20 protein-coding genes are annotated in these 20,616 nt (G+C 67.5%); 9 read left to right on the forward strand and 11 right to left on the reverse strand.

Going from position 1 to position 20,616, the window contains the following annotated elements; genetic code table 11:
* Positions 1 to 9 precede the first annotated feature (9 nt).
* The 3 genes from APZ15_RS24155 to APZ15_RS24165 form a co-directional block, all read right to left on the reverse strand.
* On the reverse strand, positions 10 to 948 hold the full coding sequence (locus APZ15_RS24155) for an ABC transporter permease subunit (RefSeq protein ID WP_027790317.1): 939 nt from the start codon (positions 946 to 948) through the stop codon (positions 10 to 12).
* An 11-nt stretch (positions 949 to 959) separates the two neighbouring features.
* Complete coding sequence (locus APZ15_RS24160; protein ID WP_027790316.1) at positions 960 to 2,570, reverse strand: peptide ABC transporter substrate-binding protein; 1,611 nt, start codon at positions 2,568 to 2,570, stop codon at positions 960 to 962.
* Between the two features lie 179 nt (positions 2,571 to 2,749).
* Positions 2,750 to 3,331, reverse strand: a complete 582-nt coding sequence (locus APZ15_RS24165) for a cupin domain-containing protein (RefSeq protein ID WP_021162455.1) — start codon at positions 3,329 to 3,331, stop codon at positions 2,750 to 2,752.
* Between the two features lie 499 nt (positions 3,332 to 3,830).
* Between APZ15_RS24165 and APZ15_RS24170 the strand changes: the two genes are divergently transcribed.
* Positions 3,831 to 5,351 (forward strand): peptide MFS transporter, encoded by a 1,521-nt coding sequence (locus APZ15_RS24170; RefSeq protein ID WP_027790315.1) that lies wholly within the window; start codon positions 3,831 to 3,833, stop codon positions 5,349 to 5,351.
* Positions 5,352 to 5,468: 117 nt separating this feature from the next.
* On the forward strand, positions 5,469 to 5,675 hold the full coding sequence (locus APZ15_RS24175) for a hypothetical protein (protein WP_027790314.1): 207 nt from the start codon (positions 5,469 to 5,471) through the stop codon (positions 5,673 to 5,675).
* A 34-nt stretch (positions 5,676 to 5,709) separates the two neighbouring features.
* Here the strand turns inward: APZ15_RS24175 and APZ15_RS24180 are convergent, their stop codons facing one another.
* From APZ15_RS24180 to APZ15_RS24190, 3 genes are all read right to left on the reverse strand, one after another.
* Positions 5,710 to 6,831: an OpgC domain-containing protein gene (locus tag APZ15_RS24180; RefSeq protein WP_027790313.1), complete on the reverse strand. Its 1,122-nt coding sequence runs from the start codon at positions 6,829 to 6,831 to the stop codon at positions 5,710 to 5,712.
* Positions 6,832 to 7,250: 419 nt separating this feature from the next.
* The gene (gene rarD / locus APZ15_RS24185) at positions 7,251 to 8,150 is read right to left on the reverse strand and encodes an EamA family transporter RarD (protein WP_027790312.1); all 900 of its coding nucleotides are present in this window, start codon (positions 8,148 to 8,150) and stop codon (positions 7,251 to 7,253) included.
* Positions 8,151 to 8,166: 16 nt separating this feature from the next.
* Positions 8,167 to 8,463, reverse strand: a complete 297-nt coding sequence (locus APZ15_RS24190) for an acylphosphatase (RefSeq protein WP_006480292.1) — start codon at positions 8,461 to 8,463, stop codon at positions 8,167 to 8,169.
* Between the two features lie 164 nt (positions 8,464 to 8,627).
* Here APZ15_RS24190 and hpnA point away from each other — a divergent pair, with 164 nt between their 5' ends.
* On the forward strand, positions 8,628 to 9,635 hold the full coding sequence (hpnA, locus tag APZ15_RS24195) for a hopanoid-associated sugar epimerase (protein WP_011353724.1): 1,008 nt from the start codon (positions 8,628 to 8,630) through the stop codon (positions 9,633 to 9,635).
* A gap of 108 nt (positions 9,636 to 9,743) precedes the next feature.
* Positions 9,744 to 11,204, forward strand: a complete 1,461-nt coding sequence (locus tag APZ15_RS24200) for a hypothetical protein (RefSeq protein ID WP_027790311.1) — start codon at positions 9,744 to 9,746, stop codon at positions 11,202 to 11,204.
* A gap of 102 nt (positions 11,205 to 11,306) precedes the next feature.
* Here APZ15_RS24200 and APZ15_RS24205 read toward each other — a convergent pair whose 3' ends face one another.
* Positions 11,307 to 12,494: a glycosyltransferase gene (locus APZ15_RS24205; RefSeq protein ID WP_027790310.1), complete on the reverse strand. Its 1,188-nt coding sequence runs from the start codon at positions 12,492 to 12,494 to the stop codon at positions 11,307 to 11,309.
* Between the two features lie 402 nt (positions 12,495 to 12,896).
* Between APZ15_RS24205 and ispH the strand changes: the two genes are divergently transcribed.
* Complete coding sequence (gene ispH, locus APZ15_RS24210; RefSeq protein WP_027790309.1) at positions 12,897 to 13,838, forward strand: 4-hydroxy-3-methylbut-2-enyl diphosphate reductase; 942 nt, start codon at positions 12,897 to 12,899, stop codon at positions 13,836 to 13,838.
* A gap of 12 nt (positions 13,839 to 13,850) precedes the next feature.
* Entirely contained in the window at positions 13,851 to 15,011 is a 1,161-nt protein-coding gene (hpnH, locus tag APZ15_RS24215) for an adenosyl-hopene transferase HpnH (protein ID WP_021158681.1), read from the forward strand.
* A gap of 235 nt (positions 15,012 to 15,246) precedes the next feature.
* On the opposite strand, the gene APZ15_RS24220 is transcribed toward hpnH, so the two are convergent.
* Both APZ15_RS24220 and APZ15_RS24225 read right to left on the reverse strand, forming a co-directional pair.
* A complete protein-coding gene (locus tag APZ15_RS24220; protein ID WP_027790308.1) occupies positions 15,247 to 15,735 on the reverse strand; it encodes a hypothetical protein in 489 nt (162 codons plus the stop codon).
* A 223-nt stretch (positions 15,736 to 15,958) separates the two neighbouring features.
* The gene (locus tag APZ15_RS24225) at positions 15,959 to 16,336 is read right to left on the reverse strand and encodes a hypothetical protein (RefSeq protein ID WP_027790307.1); all 378 of its coding nucleotides are present in this window, start codon (positions 16,334 to 16,336) and stop codon (positions 15,959 to 15,961) included.
* Positions 16,337 to 16,837: 501 nt separating this feature from the next.
* Between APZ15_RS24225 and APZ15_RS24230 the strand changes: the two genes are divergently transcribed.
* From APZ15_RS24230 to APZ15_RS24240, 3 genes are all read left to right on the forward strand, one after another.
* Entirely contained in the window at positions 16,838 to 17,191 is a 354-nt protein-coding gene (locus APZ15_RS24230) for a DOPA 4,5-dioxygenase family protein (protein WP_027790306.1), read from the forward strand.
* Between the two features lie 127 nt (positions 17,192 to 17,318).
* On the forward strand, positions 17,319 to 17,750 hold the full coding sequence (locus APZ15_RS24235; protein WP_027790305.1) for a nuclear transport factor 2 family protein: 432 nt from the start codon (positions 17,319 to 17,321) through the stop codon (positions 17,748 to 17,750).
* Positions 17,747 to 19,159: an MFS transporter gene (locus APZ15_RS24240; protein ID WP_027790304.1), complete on the forward strand. Its 1,413-nt coding sequence runs from the start codon at positions 17,747 to 17,749 to the stop codon at positions 19,157 to 19,159. The genes APZ15_RS24235 and APZ15_RS24240 overlap by 4 nt, the downstream gene beginning before the upstream one ends.
* A gap of 192 nt (positions 19,160 to 19,351) precedes the next feature.
* Here APZ15_RS24240 and trhA read toward each other — a convergent pair whose 3' ends face one another.
* On the reverse strand, positions 19,352 to 19,972 hold the full coding sequence (gene trhA, locus APZ15_RS24245) for a PAQR family membrane homeostasis protein TrhA (RefSeq protein ID WP_021158676.1): 621 nt from the start codon (positions 19,970 to 19,972) through the stop codon (positions 19,352 to 19,354).
* A 210-nt stretch (positions 19,973 to 20,182) separates the two neighbouring features.
* Entirely contained in the window at positions 20,183 to 20,569 is a 387-nt protein-coding gene (locus tag APZ15_RS24250; RefSeq protein WP_088611426.1) for an ArsR/SmtB family transcription factor, read from the reverse strand.
* Positions 20,570 to 20,616: the final 47 nt, after the last annotated feature.

The following is a 20,616-nucleotide window of genomic DNA, read 5'->3' on the forward strand; positions in this document are numbered from 1 at the left end:
GTGCCTCGCTCAATAACGGATGCGCGGATCGAGCCACGCGTACGCGAGGTCGACCAGCAGGTTGAACAGCACGGCGCAGACGGTGGTCAGCACGACGAGGCCGAGCACGAGCGTGTAGTCGCGGTTGATCGCACCGTTCACGACGAGCTGGCCGAGGCCCGGCAGCGCGAACACCGATTCGGTGACGACGGCCGCGGTGATCGACGAGATGCAGACCGTGCCGACCAGCGACACGACCGGCATCAGCGCGGGCTTCAGCGCGTGGCGCAGCACGATCGTCGAGCCCGGCAGGCCCTTCGCGCGCGCGGTGCGGATGTAGTTGCTCGACAGCGTCTCGATCATCGAGCCGCGCATCACGCGCGCGAGCAGCGACATGTTGATGAAGGTCAGCAGCACGATCGGCAGCAGCCGGTACTGCCAGCCGCCGTCGCCCCAGCCGCCCGCCGGCAGCCAGCCGTTACCGGCCGACGTCTTCAGCAGGATCGCGAAGATCCACACGAGCACGGGGCCGAGCACGAACGGCGGCACGACGTTGCCGATGTTGCCGATCAGCATCACGATGCGGTCGATGAAGCTGTCGCGGCGCACGGCCGCGACGGTGCCGAGCAGCACGCCGAGCCCGATCGAGATCGGGATCGACAGGCCGCCCACGCCGAGGCTCACCGGCAGCGCCTTGCGCACCAGGTCGTTCACGGACCAGTCGACGTAACGGAACGACGGACCGAGATCGCCGTGCAGCAGCGCGTTCAGGTACATCAGGTACTGCTTCCACAGCGGCTGGTCGAGGTGATACTTCGCGTTCAGGTTCGCGAGCGTCGCCGCGGACAGCTGCTTTTCCGTATCGAACGGGCCACCGGGCGTCAGGTGCAGCAGCAGGTAGCAGACGGTGACGACCGCGAGGATCGTCGGCACCGCCCACAACGTACGCCTCAATGCGTAGGCCAGCATGATCGCTCCGCTCAGTGCTTGATCACGTACATGTCCTGCGACGCACGCATGTCGATCACGTTCTTCAGCGAGTAGCCACCGACGTACGGCTTCACGAGACGGTCGGCCGAGTACTGGAACAGCGGCACCATCGGCGTGTCGTTCAGTGCGAGATCGTGTGCCTGCGTGAGCAGCGTGGCACGCGCCTTGTCGTCGAGCTTCTGGTTGCCTTCGTCGACGAGTGCGTCCACCTGCTTGTTGCAGTAGCCGACGGTGTTCTGCGCGCTGCCGCAACGCAGCAGGTCGAAGAACGTCATCGCGTCGTTGTAGTCGGCGAACCAGCCGTCGCGCGCGATCTGCACCTTGCCGTCATGGCGCTGCTTCATCAGCACCTTGAACTCGACGTTCTCGAGCTTCGTGTTGATGCCGAGCTTGGTACGCCATTCGGACGCCGCGAACAGCGCGACCTTCTTGTGCAGGTCGTTGGTGTTGTAGGTCAGCGTGAACGACAGCGGCTTCGCGTCCGAATAGCCGGCCTGCTTCAGCAGGTCCTTCGCGGTCGAGACGCGCTTGGCCATCGGCCACGACGCCCAGTCCGGCGTGAACGGCTGCACGCCCTTCGTGCCGTTCGGCATCAGGCCGTACATCGGCTTCTCGCCGGCCTGCGTGAGCTTCTGGGTCAGCACGTCGCGATCGAGCACCATCGATAGCGCCTGGCGCACGCGCTTGTCCTTCAGTGCCGGATCGCTGTTGTTCAGGTAGTAGTAGTACGTCGCGAGCTGCAGGCCCTGGCGCAGTTCGCCGCCGAACTGCTTGCTGACCTGCTGGAAGATCCCCGACGGGATCGAGTAGCTGTAGTCGATCTGGCCGGCCTGGTACATGCGCATCGCCGTCTCGTCGCTCTCGATCGGCAGGTACGTGACCTTGTTGATCACGACCTTCGGCGCATTCCAGTATTTCGCATCCTTCGAGATCACGATGCGGTTGTTCGGCTGCCAGTCGACGAGCTGGTAGGCGCCGTTGCTGACGATGTTGCCCGGGCGCGTCCATGCGTCGCCGAGCTTCGTCACCGTGTCCTTGTTCACCGGTGCGAGCGGCACCATCGCGGTGAGCTCGGGGAAGAACGCGACCGGCACGTCGGTCGTTACTTCCAGCGTGTACGGGTCGACGGCGCGCACGCCGAGCGTCGACGGCGCGGCCTTGCCCGCGATGATGTCCTTCGAGTTCTTCACGAACTCGACGAGGATCGTGTACTTCGAGCCCGTCTTCGGATCGACGAGGCGCTGCCATGCATAGACGAAATCGGCGGCCGTCACCGGCTGGCCGTTGCTCCACTTCGCGTCGCGGCGAAGCTTGAAGATCCACGTCGTCGGCGTCTTGCGTTCCCACGACAGCGCGACACCCGGCACGACCTGGCCGGCTGCGTCGATGCGCGCCAGCCCTTCGAACAGGTCGAGGCCGATCGTGTTGCCGGTCCACGATTCGATGTGCGCCGGGTCGAGCGACTCGACTTCGGCGGGCACCTGGCGCGTCAGGTCCTGTTGAGGAGCGAGCGCGACGTTCGACGGAACGGAAACGGCGTGGGCGACAGGCGTCAGGGCGAGCGCGGCCAGCACGGCCGACATGGCATGCAAGGATTTCATCGTGGCAGTCTTGAGAAGGGTTGTTCGGTGAGCGTCGCGCGGCGGATGCCGCGGCTTACGCGTGAGACGCTGACGGGCGCAGCGATTGAGGAGGCCCGTGATTCTCGTATTGCATTTTAGTATTCCTTACGTTTCTTTCGACAGGTATTCCGTCTTCGAAACGAAGGAATACCTGTGCGTTAGAACAGCCTCGGCGTACCGACCCAGACCACCACCGACTCGATCTTCGCGGTGTTGACCCAGCTGTGCGGGACCGTCGACTGATAGTGCGAACTGTCACCGGCCTGCAGGACGAACGTCTTGCCTTCCAGCGTCAGCGACACTTCCCCTTCAATCACATACAGGAACTCCTCTCCTGCATGTGTCGTCACCTCAGACCGCTTCTGCCCCGGCGGCATCCTCACGAGGATCGCCTCCAGCTGGCGCCCTTCGGACACGTTCGTCAGCCTCGCGAACAGGTTCGCCGAATCGGCAAACCCGAAGAAGCGCAGCTGCTCGCCTCGGCAGACCGAGCGTTCCTCGCTCGGCGTATCCACGAAGTACTGCACCGTCACACCGAGCGCGTGCGCGATACCGGCCAACGATGTCAGCGACGGCGACGCGAGCCCGCGTTCGACTTGAGACAGAAACGGCTTCGAAATCCCCGCGGCGGTAGCGGTGTCGTCGAGCGTGCGCTTGAGTCGTTGGCGCAACGCGCGAATCTTGCTGCCCAGAGCGGCGGCAGCATCTGCGGACCGCGAGTTTTCAGTGGGGGGAACCATAGCAGGCCGAAAAGTGATCGTCAAAAAATGTTTGATGGAAAATAACTAAGTTAGAACGATATAGCTTAGTCTTCGGGTTCGCACCCGTCTTCGGTGTTGAGCCCGGTGCACTAAACGGGACACGAAGCGAGCGAAACGACGCGCTATCTTGCCAGACTCGCCGGCTTCACAGGCAAGCTGCAAGCGGCTCTCCGGGAATATTCGGAGAGCCGGCATGAAAGCTTACAAGTAAATGATGAGACGAATGTTCCTGAAAGCTACTGCCACATTAGGAGTTTCCCTAAGTGGCGGATACCAGACGCACCGGACCGGCTGCCGTTACCATGCGCGCGCCGGTCGGGGCCCTTCCCCGCCACACCCGGCGGAGTCAGGCCCCGGCCCGGGCTAACCGCCCGACTGTTCCATCGCCAGCGCAAAGCTTACCCGGCCCATTGTGCATCGGCGCCAGTTCGACCCCAAGACGACGCGCGATCCGTGCCGTCCGTTTCAAACGAGATTGATGATGCAACCACCTGTTTCACAAACCCGATCGTTCACGACGGTCTTCCTCATCGAAATGTGGGAGCGTTTCGGCTACTACGGCATGGCCGCGCTCCTGGTCCTCTTCATGGTCGACCGGCTCGGTTTCACCGACAGCCATGCGAACCTGACCTGGGGTGCGTTTACCGCACTCGTCTATGCCGCGCCGTCGATCGGCGGCTGGATCGGCGACAAGGTGCTCGGCGCCCGCCGCACGATGATCATCGGCGCGTCCGTGCTCTGCGCCGGCTACCTGATGCTGTCGGTACCGAACGACCAGCTGACGTACATGTACGCGTCGCTCGGCGTGATCGTCGTCGGCAACGGCCTGTTCAAGGCCAACGCGGCGAACCTCGTGCGCCGCATCTATGAAGGCGACGACGCGCGCATCGACAGCGCGTTCACGATCTACTACATGGCGGTCAACATCGGCTCGACGGTGTCGATGCTCGCGACGCCGTGGATCAAGGATCACTGGGGCTGGCACACCGCGTTCGCGGTCTGCTGCGGCGGCATGCTGCTCGCGATCCTCAACTTCATGCTGATGCATCGCACGCTCGCACACGTCGGCTCGCTGCCCGACGACCAGCCGATCCGCTGGAAGCGCCTCGGCGCGGTCGCCCTGGGCGGTGTCGGGCTCGCGCTGGTCACGCTGTACGTGCTGCAGCACAAGCAGCTCGCCGTCGCCAGCGTGTGGACGGCAGCGTTCGCGATCCTCGCGATCTTCGCGTACATGATCGCGAAGTCGGAGCGCTCGGAGCGCGCCGGCCTGATCGCGGCGCTCGTGCTGATCGGCCAGGTGATCCTGTTCTTCATCTTCTACGTGCAGATGTCGACGTCGCTGACGCTGTTCGCGCTGCGCAACGTCGATCCGCGCTTCATGCTGTTCGGCACGACGCTGTTCACGTGGAGCGCCGCGCAGTTCCAGGCGCTGAACCCGATCTGGATCATGCTGCTCAGCCCGGTGCTCGTGTGGGTCTACAACGCCGTCGCGAAGGGCGGCCGTGACCTGCCGGTCGCCGCGAAGTACGCGCTCGGCTTCGGCGCAGTGGCCGCAGGCTACCTGGTGTTCACGATCAGCGGCCGCTTTGCGGTGGACGGCCGCGTGTCGTCGTGGTTCATGGTGTGGGGCTACGGCCTCTACTCGCTCGGCGAACTGCTGGTGAGCGGCCTCGGCCTCGCGATGATCGCCCGCTACGTGCCGGCACGCATGAGCGGCTTCATGATGGGTGCGTACTTCGTCGCGACGGGCGTGTCGCAGTATCTGGGCAGCGTCGTCGCGAACTTCGCGCAGATGCCGTCGCACGAACTGCCGGCCACCGAATCGCTGCCGCTCTACCTGTCGCTGTTCGAGAAGCTCGGCTGGCTCGCCGCGATCGGCATGCTGCTCGCGCTGCTGCTGCTGCCGCTGATGAACCGCCTGTCGCGCCAGCACCAACGTTGTGCGGAAGAGCGCCGCGAGGAATCGCTGCAGGCGCAGGGTGCCGCCACGGCCCAGTAAGGACTATCCCTCGGCGTGCGGCCTGCACGCCACATTCTCCCGCCGGTTGCGCGATTGCGTCCTACACTGGTTGCAAAGCAGTGCATCCGCCGCGATGCGCGCTGGCGGGAGAAGACCATGAAAAGCAAGACCACGAGGCTCCTCCGGATCCTCTCGGACATCCGGTACGCGCAGCGATGCACTGCGCTGCGCGCCGCCCGGGCAGCAGCCGAAGCCGACGCGGTACTCGCGGAACGCGACGATCCGGCGCCCGACGAGCGCGACGACGCCGAATCCGACGACCCCACCGCTGTTCCCCGCTCCCGTATCGGCTCACCTCACTGACGCCGCGCCGCACGTTCCGTGCCGCCCGCGCCGCTCACGCGGCCGCACCGCGCCACCGCGCGATCCACGTTCCCGAACCGGCCACGGCCATCATCAGCCCGAGCGCGCACGCGTCGGCCACGAGGCCCACGCCGACGTGCCGCAGGTCGGCACTGCCCACGACCGGATGCAGGAGCGAATCGATGACGAGCGAGATCGCCGCGCCCGCGACGAAGCAGATCAGCCCGCGCTGGCCCACGGCCACGACCGGCCGCACGCCCTGCGCGATCCGCGCGATCCAGCCGAAGCGCACGCAATCGGCCATCAGCCACGCGATGGCCGCGAAGCTCACGACGCGCGGCAGCGCGAGATCGCGCTTGAACACGCCTTCCGGCAGCGGCAGCCCCGAGAACAGCTTGTAGCTCGCGCAGCCGAGCACGACCGCGCAGGCCAGCCCGGTCGCCGCGGCCCCCCAGCGGCCGAGCGCGATGCGCCGGTAGAACGGCTGGCAGCGCGCGAGCACGCCGGCGACGAACATCAGTTGCCACGCGAACGGATTGAAACTCCAGCGGAATCCGTCGGTGTCCAGCAGCTCGGGGCCGAGCCAGCCCGCCGCGATCCACGACGCGACGCCGAGCGCGACGAGCAGCCACGGATGCCGGCGCGCGAACGGCACGAGCACCGGCGACGCGAGCGCGAACAGCACGTACATCGGCAGCACCGACGCGAGATAGGGCTGGCGCTGGAACGTCAGCAGCTCGGCCAGGCCCGTGAGCGGCGAGGCGAGCATCACGCTGACGTCGTCGAGCGCGAGGTTCGGCGCATCGATCCCGTAATGGTCGAGCACGGCCGACACGACGAGCATCAGCGTCGAGGTCGCGAGAAACGCGCGGTAGATCTGCATCGCGCGGCGCACGAACCGCCGTTGCGCGGCGCGCGCGCCGTGCCGTTCGGCGATCGCGCCATAGGCGCTCGCGGTCGCGAAACCGCCGAGAAAGACGAAGACCTCGGCCGCGTCGCACAGCGCGAACGCGTGCAGCGTGACGCGCGACAACACGCTCGCGCCGATGTGATCGACGACGATCATCAACAGCACGATGCCGCGGAAGAAATCCACTTCGATCAGGCGGCCGCCGCGCGGCGGCCGAGCGGTGGCGGGCGGCACGCTCAACGACATGAGCGCACCCGCACGACGGCGGTGCGGCATGCACCGGAGAATGGATCGGGAAGAAGAAGGCGCGCGGGATCAGCCGCGATACGCGTATGCCCGCATCGCGCCAACCCGGCCGGCCAGGCACGGAGAGGACCGTTCATTGAAAGGCTGCATACGAAGGGAAGTCGGTGAGGCCAGTCTAGTAGCCGATCAGGAGAGACCCTAAGTAACAAAGTGCAACCGAATCTTCTGTTCGATTACACGCGCGAGCCTTGTGATGCGAAGCAGGCAGCGTCGCCAGATTCGCGCCAGCGCGACGCCAGTTTGCGGTCAGCATCGACGGGTTCGACTGCCGGGCGATGACGATGCCGATGCTGATGCTGGTGCGATCTGCGCCACGTTCCGCGCCGCCGCCGCGTCGCGATCGACGCCTATCCGTGCGCCTATCCGTGCGCGGGCAGGCGCCGCATCAGCATGGCGCTGTGCCACGCGGTCAGCGCAACGGCGACCCAGATCGGCCCGTACGTCGCGAGCTTCGCGACGCTCAGCGTTTCGCCGAGCAGCAACAGCGACACCGCGACGAGCAGCACGGGCTCGACGTAGCCGAGAATTCCGAACAGGGCCATCGGCAGCATCCGGCTGGCCTTCAGGTAGCTCGCGAGCGCGAGCGTGCTCAGCACGCCGAGCCCCGGCAGCAGCGCGGCCCACAGCACGGGATGGCCGGCCACGCGCGTCGCGCTCGTCGCGACCATCGCGAACGCGACCGGGCACAGCAGCGCGATCTCGACCGCGAACGCGGCGAGCGAATCGGCGTTGATCCGCCGGCGCAGCACGAAATACGGCGGATAACCGAGCGCGACGACGAGCGTCGGCCACGCGAACGCGCGCGTCGCCCACACTTCGTGCGCGACGCCGAGCGCGGCGCACGCGACCGCCGTCCATTGCAGCGGATCGAGCCGTTCGTGATAGTAGAAGCGGCCGACGAGCACCATCGTCAGCGGCAACAGGAAATAGCCGAGCGACACTTCGAGCATGCGCCCGTGCAGCGGCGCCCACAGGAACAGCCACAACTGCAATCCGAGCAGCGCGGCGCTCACGGGCACCGCGATCAGCAGGCGCCAGTCGCGCACGCTGCGCCGAAGGAGGTCGACGAGCGCCGGCCAGCGGCCGCGCAGCGCGATCAGCGCGAGCGCGCCCGGTGCGGTCCACAACACGCGCCACGCGAAGATGTCGAGCCCCGTGAGCGGCGCGAGCAGTTTCGCGTAGGCGGACATCAGCGCGAACAGCGTCGATGCCGCCACCGACAGCATGAGGCCGCGCCCGGCCTCCGGATACCCCGTCATGATCGTTCCGTGCCGCTTACTGCTGCTGGAAGCGCTCGAAGCGCTTCTCGGTCCGGCGTTCCTCGAACGTCACCTCGGTCACGCGCGCGGCCGGCGGCCCGTGACGCAGCCACGCGAGCATCCGGTCGATCTGCGCGCCGGGGCCCTGGATCATCGCTTCGACGGTGCCGTCCTCGAGATTCGCGACCCAGCCGCGCAGCTTCAGCGCATGCGCCTCGCGCACCGTCGCATGCCGGAAGCCGACGCCCTGCACGACGCCGCGCACCCGTACGTAGTAGGTCTCGATCCGTTCGTCCAGTTCATTGCGGCTCATCGCGTCGTCCTCCCGTTGCGTTCAAGCCCGGCATTGTAGTCGCGTCGGCCGCTTCGTACATGCCCGCACCCGTCGCGGCCTTGCGTCGCCGCGCGCGCCGACCACGTACAATCTCGCCGACGCTCAACCGCCGCGCCGCCCGCGCGCGGCCCTGAAGGAAACGCATGACTGATACCTCCCGCGATCTCGTTCTCGTCACCGGCGCGTCCGGTTTCGTCGGCTCGGCCGTCGCGCGCATCGCGCAGCAGAAAGGCTATGCGGTGCGCGTGCTCGTGCGCCCGACCAGCCCGCGCACGAACGTGGCGGATCTCGACGCCGAGATCGTCACCGGCGACATGCGCGACGAGGCGTCGATGCGCGCCGCGCTGCGCGGCGTGCGCTACCTGCTGCATGTCGCGGCCGACTACCGGCTGTGGGCACCCGATCCCGACGAGATCGAGCGCGCGAACCTCGAGGGGGCGGTCGCGACGATGCGCGCGGCACGCGCGGAAGGCGTCGAGCGGATCGTCTACACGAGCAGCGTCGCGACGCTGAAGGTGACGAGTGCCGGCGATCCGTCCGACGAAAACCGGCCGCTCACGGCGGAGCAGGCGATCGGCGTCTACAAGCGCAGCAAGGTGCTCGCGGAACGCGCGGTCGAACGGATGATCGCCGACGAAGGGCTGCCGGCCGTGATCGTCAATCCGTCGACGCCGATCGGCCCGCGCGACGTGAAGCCGACGCCGACCGGCCGCATCATCGTCGAGGCCGCGCTCGGCAAGATTCCGGCGTTCGTCGACACGGGGCTGAACCTCGTGCACGTCGACGACGTCGCGCACGGCCACTTCCTCGCGCTCGAGCGCGGCCGGATCGGCGAGCGCTACATCCTCGGCGGCGAGAACCTGCCGCTGCAGCAGATGCTCGCCGACATCGCGCAGATGACGGGCCGCAAGGCGCCGACGATCGCGCTGCCGCGCTGGCCGCTCTATCCGCTCGCAGTCGGCGCGGAAGCGGTCGCGAAGTTCACGAAGAAGGAGCCGTTCGTCACCGTGGACGGGCTGCGGATGTCGAAGAACAAGATGTATTTCACGTCCGCGAAGGCCGAACGCGAGCTCGGCTACCGTGCGCGCCCGTACCGCGAAGGGCTGCGCGATGCGCTCGACTGGTTCGGCTCCGCGGGCTACCTGAAGTAACACAAAGCGGCGTACTTCACGCCGCTTTGCGCACTTTGTTACACGTCGCGCACGGCCCGGCACCGGCGCAGCGGTTAAAATCGCGGGTCTTACGCAGAGAAGACACGCATGAACCTGAACGATCAGATCGCTTCGCTCACCGTGGGCGTCGATCAGCTCCTCCACGATCACCACGCCGCGCAACAGGCGGCCCGCAGCGCGGAAGCCTTCGCGCGCGCCGCAGCAGCGGAAGCCCGGGCCGCGGCAGAGCGTCACGCCGCCGCGGAAACCGAAGCGCAGGCCGCCGCGCAACGCCACACGGCCGCCGCCGCCGAAGCCGAGGCCGCGCAGCAGCGCCACGCGAGCGCGACCGCCGCCGCCGAAGCCGCCGCCCAGCGTCATACCGATGCCACCGCGCAAGCCGAAGCCGCCGTGCAACGCCATGCGGAAGCCACCGCGCTGACCGAAGCACTCGCGCAGCGTCACGCGGATGCCGAAGCGGCGTCGCAGCGCCACGCGGCCGCGATCGCCGAAGCCGAGGCCGCCGCGCAGCGTCATCACGCCGCAGCCACCGAAGCCGAAGCGGCCGCCCAGCGCCATGCGGCCGCGACCGTCGAAGCCGAGGCCGCCGCGAAGCGTCACGCGGAAGCGACCGCCGAAGCCGAAGCGGCCACGCAGCGCCACGCGGCCGCCATCGCGGAAGCCGAAGCCGCCGCCCAGCGCCACACGGCCGCGATCGCCGAAGCCGAAGCGCTCGCGCAGCAGCACGCGCAGGCGATCGCGGAAGCGCAGGCCGCCGCGCAGCGTCACGCCGACGCCACCGCCGAGGCCGAAGCCGTCACGCAACGCCATACCGAAGCGATCGCGCAGGCCGAGGCGGCCGCGCAACGCCACGCCGATGCCGCTGCGCAGGCCGAGGCCGTCACGCAACGCCATACCGAAGCGATCGCACAAGCCGAAGCGGCTGCGCAGCACCACGCGAAGGCCATCGCCGACGCCGAGGCGCTGGTCGAGGCCGTCGTCAAGGAAGCCGCGACGAGCGCGGTGGCCGCCACGGCCGTTGCGGCGGAAGTCGTCGAACCCGCGCCGGCCGACACGCCGGCGGCGGAACCGGCCGTGAACGCGCCCGCGCCGGCCGTGGCCGAAGCGGTGGAGGCAACGGCCGACACCGGGACGGCAATCGTCGCGACGGCGCAAGCCGACACGCCGGTTGAAGGTGAAGTCGAAGCCGAAGCCGAAGCCGCCAACACGCCGGCGCCGTCCGACAAATCGACGCTGCACGTATCGCGTCCGACGCAGAACGAACTCACGCTGACCATCAACGGCGAATCGATCACGCTGCATCCGGAGCAACTGGGCCAGTTGATCGAGGAACTCGCGCATGCTCGCGCGTCGATGCAGCCCGAGCCGCCGCCCGGCATCCCGGCCGGCTGGCGCTTCGTGACGACGAAGAACCCGATGATGGCCGTGCAGAAGCAGTCGAACGGCGATCGCCTGCTGGTCGCCCGTCACACGGGCTACGGCTGGGTGCCGTTCACGTTCTCGCCGGACGTCGTGATCCAGATGTACATGATGCTGACCCAGCGCTAGGCACCGGCAGGCAGCCCCCGCCGAAAACGAAACAGCCCGATCGTTTCCACGATCGGGCTGTTTGCTTTCCGGCTGCCGGGAGGCACGCCTCCCGGGATCCGCTCAGCGCTCCACCGGCGCCTGCACGCGCGCCTTCCACTGGCCGCCCTTGCCGCGCCAGTAGCGCCACGCGGACGCGAATGTCGCGCCGACGTAGAACAGCGCGACGAGCGGCAGTGCAGGCGCCCACAGCGGCGAGCGCCGGTAGTAGCGCAGCATCGGCGCATACGCGGCGCACATCGACGCCCACGCGAGCCACGCCGGCCACGCGCGCGCGCCGTACGCGAGCGCCGCGGCGGGCGGCACGAGATAGATGATCGTCATCCCGAGCAGCGTGCCGGCCAGCAGCAGCGGCGAGTAGTGCAGCTGCGTGAACGCCGTGCGCGCGATCATGTTCCAGATGTCGCGCCAGCTGTCGTACGGGCGCAGCGACACGCTGCGGTCGGCCAGGTCGAGCCGGATCGGGTGGCGGCCGCTGCCGCGGTGCTTCATCTGCGCGGCCAGGCTGCAGTCGTCGATCAGCGCGCCGCGGATCGACTCGATGCCGCCCGCTTCCTCGAGCGCCGTGCGCTTCACCAGCATGCAGCCGCCCGCGGCACCGGCCGTCCGGTTGCGCGGGTTGTTGATCCACGAGAACGGGTAGAGCTTCGCGAAGAAGAACACGAACGCCGGGATCAGCGCCTTTTCCCAGAACGAATCGCAGCGCAGCCGCACCATCAGCGACACGAGATCGCGGTTCTCGGCCTGCGCGCGCGTGACGAGCTGCGCGACGGCGTCCGGCGGATGGCCGATGTCGGCGTCCGTCAGCAGCAGGTAGTCGGCCGGCAGGCCGAGCGCCTGCACCGCGGCGATCCCCTGCGACTGCGCCCACACCTTGCCCGACCAGCCGGCCGGCAGCGGCTTCGCGGCCAGCACCGTCAGCCGGTCGGCGCGGTTGATCGCGAGCGCGGCCGCGCGGGCCGCGTCGGCGGTGCCGTCGTCGCTGTGGTCGTCGACAATGATCAGATGAAATTCGCCCGGGTAATCCTGCTCGAGCAGCGAAGTCGCCGCCCGGGCGATCACGTCGGCCTCGTTGCGCGCCGGCACGACCGCGACGACGGCCGGCCAGCCCGCCTCGGCCGCGGCGCCGCGCGCCTCGGGCGGCAGCGGCCGCGCGGGCACCGCGCGCCAGAAACCGCCGCGCGCGACGAGCAGCACGATCCAGATGATCAGCGACAGCCCGGACACCAGGAAAGCGAGAACCAGCATCATCGGCGCGCCTCCTGCCAGGCGCCGGGTTCGGCAAAATCAATGGGGGTCGGGAACAAAACGCCCGAAACGGCACGGGCGGCCGGGTAATACGCGTAAGAATCGACGGTCATCGAATGGCCTTGGAATGAGCGCGGCGCCGGGCAGCCGGAGCGGCTGCCCGCGAAACCGCATAGTTTACTGGGTTCCGCACGCGGCAGCGCCGACGCGGCTCTCCCGCAAATGCAACACGGCAGACACAGCACCAAAGCAAGGACGGCCCGATAGAGTTAAAATGCGCGATTAATTCGGGGTTCCGGGGCCTGGCCGGCCGGTTCGTTCCTGCCTTCATAACATCAAGCCGGGGCGAGCGAGCGAGTGCCAGCTCCTCGAACCCCGGCGTCTGTCGTCGGAGTTCGCTCACTTATGCGAGTCATCCTTGCCCAGCCCCGCGGCTTTTGTGCGGGAGTTGTCCGTGCGATCGAGATCGTCGACCGCGCGCTGCAACAGCACGGTGCGCCGGTCTATGTGCGTCATGAGATCGTGCATAACCGGCATGTCGTCGAAAACCTGCGTAATAAAGGGGCGCGATTCGTTGAGGAGCTCGACGAGGTGCCCCACGGCGCTGTCGCGATCTTCAGCGCGCACGGTGTCGCCCAGACGGTCGAGCGCGATGCGGAAACGCGCGGGCTCGACGTGCTCGACGCCACCTGCCCGCTCGTCACGAAAGTGCACGTGCAAGGCCGCCAGTACGTCGCGGCGGGCCGCCGGCTGATCCTGATCGGCCATGCGGGCCACCCGGAAGTCGAGGGTACGATCGGCCAGATTCCGGCCGAGGTGATCCTCGTGCAAAGCGAAGCGGAAGTCGATACGCTGACGCTGCCCGTCGACACGCCGGTCGCGTACATCACGCAGACCACGCTGTCGGTCGACGATACGCGCGGCATCATCGAAGCGCTGCAGCGCCGGTTCACCGACATCGTCGGCCCGGACACGCGCGACATCTGCTATGCCACGCAGAATCGCCAGGCTGCCGTGCGCGAACTGAGCGAACAGGTCGACGTACTGCTCGTGGTCGGTGCGACGAACAGCTCGAACTCGAACCGCCTGCGCGAGATCGGCACCGAAAGCGGTGTGCCGAGCTATCTCGTCGCCGACGGTTCGGAAGTCAAGGCCGAATGGTTCGCGAATGCGACGACCGTCGGCCTGACCGCCGGGGCGTCCGCGCCCGAGGAAATGGTCGAAGATGTAATCGGCGCGTTGCGCGCGCTGGGCCCCGTCGACGTCACGACGATGGCGGGCCGTGAAGAAAAAGTCGAATTCAAGTTGCCGGCGAAGCTCACGCAAGCTGTCGCCCGCGAAGTTTAAGGAGGACATCTCTTGTCTATTCCGCTGCTCCAGCAAGTCCGCGTCGGCGCGTACATCACGCGCCAACACCTGTCCGGCAACAAACGCTATCCGCTCGCGCTGATGCTCGAGCCGCTGTTCCGCTGCAACCTCGCTTGCAACGGCTGCGGCAAGATCGATTACCCGGATCCCATCCTGAACCAGCGCCTGTCCGTCCAGGAATGCCTGGAAGCGGTCGACGAGTGCGGCGCACCCATCGTGTCGATCGCCGGCGGCGAGCCGCTGCTGCACAAGGAAATGCCGGAAATCGTCCGCGGCATCATGAAGCGCAAGAAGTTCGTCTACCTCTGCACGAACGCGCTGCTGATGGAAAAGAAGATGGACGACTACCAGCCGAGCCCGTACTTCGTCTGGTCGGTCCACCTCGACGGCGACGCGCAGATGCACGACCACTCGGTGTCGCAGGAAGGCGTGTACGACAAGGCGGTCGCGGCGATCAAGGAAGCGAAGCGCCGCGGCTTCCGCGTGAACATCAACTGCACGCTGTTCAACGATGCGATCCCCGAGCGCGTCGCGAAGTTCTTCGATACGCTCAAGCCGATCGGCGTCGACGGCATCACCGTGTCGCCGGGCTACGCGTACGAGCGCGCACCGGATCAGCAGCACTTCCTGAACCGCGACAAGACGAAGAACCTGTTCCGCGAGATCCTGAAGCGCGGCGAAGGCGGCAAGCGCTGGTCGTTCAGCCAGTCGTCGCTGTTCCTCGACTTCCTGGCCGGCAACCAGACGTACAAGTGCACGCCGTGGGGCAACCCGGCGCGTACGGTGTTCGGCTGGCAGAAGCCGTGCTACCTGGTCGGCGAAGGTTACGTGAAGACCTTCAAGGAACTGATGGAAGACACGAACTGGGACAACTACGGCGTCGGCAACTACGAGAAGTGCGCGGACTGCATGGTCCACTGCGGCTTCGAGGCGACCGCCGTGATGGACACGATGGCGCATCCGCTGAAGGCGTTCGCCGTGAGCCGCAAGGGCATCAAGACCGACGGCCCGTTCGCACCGGACATTCCGATCGACAAGCAGCGTCCGGCCGAGTACGTGTTCTCGCGCCACGTCGAGATCAAGCTCGAGGAAATCCAGCGCGCCGGCAAGGGCAAGCTGCAGAAGCCGGCGAAGCCGGCAGCCGCCGCCTAAGCGCGTTTCGCCACGCGGGGGCTTGCCCTCCGCGCCGGCGGGAAAAAAGAAGCGCCACGGAGCCTGCTCCGTGGCGCTTTTGTTTTGGGCCGAGGTGTCGAGTCGCGTTCCGCCGTCACCTTATGGCCACGACAGGCCGCGACAGCCGTGCAATCGCTGCTTCGGCGATTAACGGCGGCCGTGCCGGTGCGGCCGGCCCTGTCTCCTCCAGACTCCCGGCGAAACCGGTGCGACGCTACGCGGCCAGCGATTCGGCCGCGTGCACCCGCATCTTCTCCGCCGCGCCCGCGACGAGCGCCGGCTGGCCGCTCGACGCGAACGCGCAGACGTGCTCCCACAGCTCGGCCAGCCGACGCCGCGTGAGCGTCGTGACGCAGGTGTCGTTCGCCGCAAGCACCTGCTCGAGCACCGCGCATTCGTCGTCGTGCAGTGTCCATGCGCCGCCTTGCGCCGCGCGTGCCACGCCCGCGTCGAGCGCACGCTCGGCGTCGACGCACAGGTCGATGTCGGCATCCGCGCACACCGCATCGTCGAGCGCCAGGAACACCAGGTAGACGCTCGTGCGCAACCGCATCAGCAGCGCCTCGTTGCCATGCCCGCCACGCAGCGCGACGAGCGCCATGTGGCATTTCAGCGAGATGTCGCGTGCATGCACCGGCGGCAGCGGCAGCAACCACTCGCGGGTCAGCGGCACGTGGCGGCGGTGCTTCCGGGAGCCCTTCATGACGGGCTCCCGCTTGCGGGCGCATCGCTCGCCGCGACGGCCGGCCACGCGGTACGGCACGCAACGGCATCACGGTGCGCAAGGCGGCGGGGTTTCGCACGACGTCGCGCGCTGCGCGCATCGTCCCGCCGCTGCGACGCTCGCGCGGCCGGCAGCCGGCGCAGCGCCGACGCGCGCACGACGCAGGCAAATCGGATCGGGCAAGCCATGCTCGTCTCCTGCATCAGAACGTGTTCTCGCCCTTCAGGTAGTACGCGGTCTTCACGAAGAACGCCTTGACCGGATGGCCGCCCTGCGCGTCGCGTGCGGCGCGCGCCTCCATCTCGGCCCGCTCTTCGCGCGACCGGTCCGGCACCGGATTGCGGACACGTTCGAGCGCACGCTGCATCGCGAGCGGATAGTTCTGGTTGCCGGCCGACGTCGCGCGATAGCCTGCGCGCGTCATCTGCATCAGTTGCGCGTTGGTTTCGGCACGCGCCGCCGACCAGCTCGACAGCGAGGCATTCGATGCCCCATCGGAAACGGCCGACTGCGCAAAGCTGACGGCGGGCAGCGCAACGAGTGCGCAGGAAAGTACGGCAACGGGAACGAGGGATCGCATAGTGGCCTCCAGGTGGTTGTCCCCGCATCGATCGTGTTCGACGATGCGTTGAAAGCATCGTATGTCGCGCTGCATGCCGCTTGAATAGCCGATTCCGCAATTGATATTTTCGGCTTCGGAATTCGGTGCGCGAACCACGTCATGCGCGAATCCCTCTCAATCGGAATTTCTTTATTTCATTCAATGCCCTGATCGCATTTGTTCAGACGATCCGAAGCCGTGCACACAGCGCTTTTTCAATTTCCGAAATGACGTGTTGCCGATGCGATCGCAGCGGGCGCACCTTCCGGCAAGGCTTCCGGCGTGATATCGCGCGTGCGGATACCCGCGGATATCTCGAACCGCGGCCTTGCCGGATCGAACGGTTCTCGTGATTCAGGACAAGCATCGCATCCGGATTGCCGGATAGCGACACGACGTGCGCGGCAAGGACGCGCGATAATCACGCATCGGCCGTTTCGCACGGCACCTCATGCATTCCCATTTTTAACGAGTCCTTCCATGGCTGCCCTCGACACCACCGCCATCCACAGTTGGCATGCGCACGTCTATTTCGATGCGGCCAGCCGCGACGCCGCGTGGGCGTTTCGCCAGGTCGTCGACGAACGGTTCGGCGCGGTCATCGAACTCGGCCGCTTTCACGAACGCCTCGTCGGCCCGCACCCGGCGTGGTCGTACCAGATCGCGTTCGACACCACGCGCTTCGACGAAATCGTGCCGTGGCTCGTGCTGAACCACGGCGCGCTGGATATCTTCCTGCATCCGAATACGGGCGACGAACTGCGCGACCATCGCGATTGCGCAGTGTGGATCGGGAAGTCGTACGTGCTGAATCTCGACGCGCTGGCCGGATAACGGCCGAAAAACGGCAGGAAAGCGCCGCCTTCGCCGCGGCGGCATCCACGTTTCGGGTCGACGTGAAACGTCCCGCGACGGCGCGCTCATACAGTGGGTTCCGTTATCGACACTTCCGGAACCCGCCATGACACACCCCGATGCCGATGCCCGGCACATTTACGAAGGCTGGCACGCGGCCGTCGTCGCACGCGACGTCGATGCGCTGATGGCGCTATATACCGACGACGCGGTGCTCGAAACGCCGCTGATCGTCGTCACGCTGCCCGATCACGGCTCAGGCGTGCTGCACGGCAAGGCCGCGATCGGCGCGTTCTTCGCGGCCGGCCTGCGCAATCCGGGCAGCCGGCTCGGGCGCTGGTACCGCACCGGGTCGTTCTTCTCGAACGGCCGCCAGCTCACGTGGGAATATCCGCGCGCGACGCCGGAAGGCGATCAGGTCGATCTCGTCGAAGTGATGGACCTGCGCGACGGGCTGATCGCGCATCATCGCGTGTACTGGGGATGGGTCGGCTTTCTCGCGCTGCGGGCCGCCGCGCCGGCACCCGACCACGCATGACGGCCGCCGCACCGAACCGGGCCACGGCCCGCCGCGTGCTCGCCGCGACCTGCGTGAGCTACACGCTCGTGCTGCTCGACGCGTCCATCGTCAACGTCGCGCTCACCGATATCGCCCACACGTTCGGCAGCCGCATAGCCGGCCTGCAGTGGATCGTGAATGCGTACACGCTCGCGTTCGCGAGCCTGCTGATGACGGGCGGCACGCTCGGCGACCGGCTGGGCGATCGCACCGTCTATGTCGCGGGGCTCGCGATCTTCGTCGCCGCATCCGCGCTATGCGGCATCGCGCCGAGCCTCCCGGCGCTCGCGATCGCCCGGGCGCTGCAAGGCGTCGGCAGCGCGATGCTGGTGCCCTGCTCGCTCGCGCTGCTCAACCGCGCGTTCCCCGAGCCGGCCGCGCGCGCATCGGCAATCAGCCTGTGGATGGGCTGCGGCGGCATCGCGATGGCGTCGGGCCCGCTGATCGGCGGCCTGCTGATCCACCTGTCCGGGTGGCGCAGCCTCTTCTTCGTGAACCTGCCGCTCGGGCTTGCCGGCATCTGGCTCGCCCGCACGGTCACGCGCGCCGCCGGCGACGCGTCGCGACATTTCGACTGGGGCGGCCAGGCCGCGGCCATCGTCGCGATCGCCACGCTGATCGGCACACTGATCGAAGGCCCGTCGCTCGGCTGGCGCTCGGCGCCGATCGTCGGCGGCGCGGCGACGAGCGCCGTCGCGTGGATCGCGTTCATCGCGATCGAAGCGCGGCGCCGCGAACCGATGCTGCCGCTCGCGTTCTTCCGCAACCGGCTGTTCGCCGGATCGACGTTCGTGTCGATGGCATCGGCGTTCGTGTTCTACGGCTTGCTGTTCGTCCTCAGCCTGTTCTATCGGCAGATCCGCGGCGCGAGCCCGCTCGACACCGGGCTCGCGTTCCTGCCGATGACGGCGATGGTCGCGCTCGGCGGACTATGCTCGGGCAGGCTCGTTGCACGCTTCGGTGCGCGCGGCTCGATGTGCGCCGCGTTCGCGCTCTACGCGGCCGGCGCGCTCGGCATGACGGGCATCGGTGCGGCGACACCGGCATGGCTCGCCGTCGCGCCGATGCTCGCGATCGGCTTTGCATCGGGATTCATCTCGCCGGCCGCGACGTCGCCGGCGCTCGGGACGGTCGACCGCCGCCGTGCGGGCGTGGCGGCGGCCGCGCTGAACGCGGCGCGGCAGAGCGGGTCGGCGCTCGGTGTGGCGATCTTCGGCGCGTGCATCGCGACCGTGCAGCCGTTTCCGGTGGCGATGCGGGTGGCGTTGCTGGCCGCCGTGGCAATATCCGCGTCTGCGATGCCGATGTGGTGGATCGCGACAAGGACAGGCAAAGCGCCGAAAGTCGGCGCTCACACGGCCGGGATTCGTGTCGCGGAAGGCGAGTAGTTCCCTCGCCCGACGCGACAGCGTGTAATGCCGAACCATGCCGCGCGTCGGCGGATCTTCCCGGACACGCCCCCGGATTCATCGCGATACGTCGACATCCGCGTTGCGAACACGACGACCTCGCGTGCCGGTGCGATCGCCGATCAGCGACCGGTCGACTCGGCGCCGGCGGCGGCTGACGCCGCCTTCCTCTCACGCAACGTACATCGCGACACTGACGAACTGGCACAGGCTGCCGGCCAGCACGAACAGATGCCAGATGCCGTGCCCGTGGCGGATGCGTTCGTCGTTGATGAAGAAGTAGATGCCCGCGCTGTAGATGAGGCCGCCGGCCACGAGCCACGCGGTGCCGACCGGCGGCAGCGCGTGAATCAGCGGACGTACCGCGACGAGCGCGAGCCAGCCCATCGCCACGTACAGGATCATCGACAGCATGCGCGTGCGCCGCCCGAGCGTCAGTTCCTGGACGATCCCGAACACGGCCAGCCCCCAGCTCACGCCGAACAGCGACCAGCCCCACGGGCCGCGCAGCGTGACCAGCGTGAACGGCGTATAGCTGCCGGCAATCAGCAGGTAGATCGCCGAGTGGTCGCACTTCTGCAGGATGGCTTTCAGGCGCGGGCTACGCACGCTGTGGTACAGCGTCGAGATCGCGTAGAGCACGCAGAGCATCGCGCCGTATACGCTGAAGCTCACCACCTTGTAGGCGTCGCCTTCGAGCGCGCCCATCGTCACCAGTGTTACCAGCCCTGCCACCGATAGCACCGCGCCGACGAGATGGGTAATGCTGTTGAAACGCTCACCGGCATGCACGACGGGCTCCTCCTGTGCGGGTTCATCGGGGTGAATGGTTCACATGATACCGGCCGGGAAACGAAGCCGGGTTGCAGGCAGATCAAACCCGGCACTCGGACGGCGCCGCGGCGCTGCGCGCCCGGTGCGTCACGCTCGCCGCCGCTTGGCGAACCGGCGCGCCCCGCCGGGCGGCTCATCCCCCCTCCGCCATCCACCATCCACCCGCCGTCAACCGTCGCTGTCTGCCGGCGGCGCCCACTCGGCCACGAGCTTCAGCAGGCCGGGAAAGCGCAGATCGAGATCTTCCGTGCGCACGCGGCTGCGCCGCTCGAGCCCGTATTGACGCTGGCGCAGCACGCCCGCGTCGCGCAACGCCTTGAAGTGATGGGTGAGCGACGATTTCGGGCGATCGAAGCCGAACCAGCCGCAAGGATGGTCGTAAGCCTCGGATTCCAGCATCAGTTTCCGCACGATCGTCAGTCGCAACGGATCGGCCAGCGCGCCAAGAATGGTTTCGAGCCGCAGCTCGGCGACGTCCGGCTCCGGCAGCGGATCGGGCAAATCCGCAGGTGCCGGCGCGAGGCCGGCCGCCCGTTCAGGGTGGGTGCGTTTCATGTCGGCAAGCATATCACCCTGTACGAGTTTTTTCGAACTATAGCTTA

This window comes from Burkholderia cepacia ATCC 25416 (assembly GCF_001411495.1).
Taxonomy (GTDB): Bacteria; Pseudomonadota; Gammaproteobacteria; order Burkholderiales; family Burkholderiaceae; genus Burkholderia; species Burkholderia cepacia.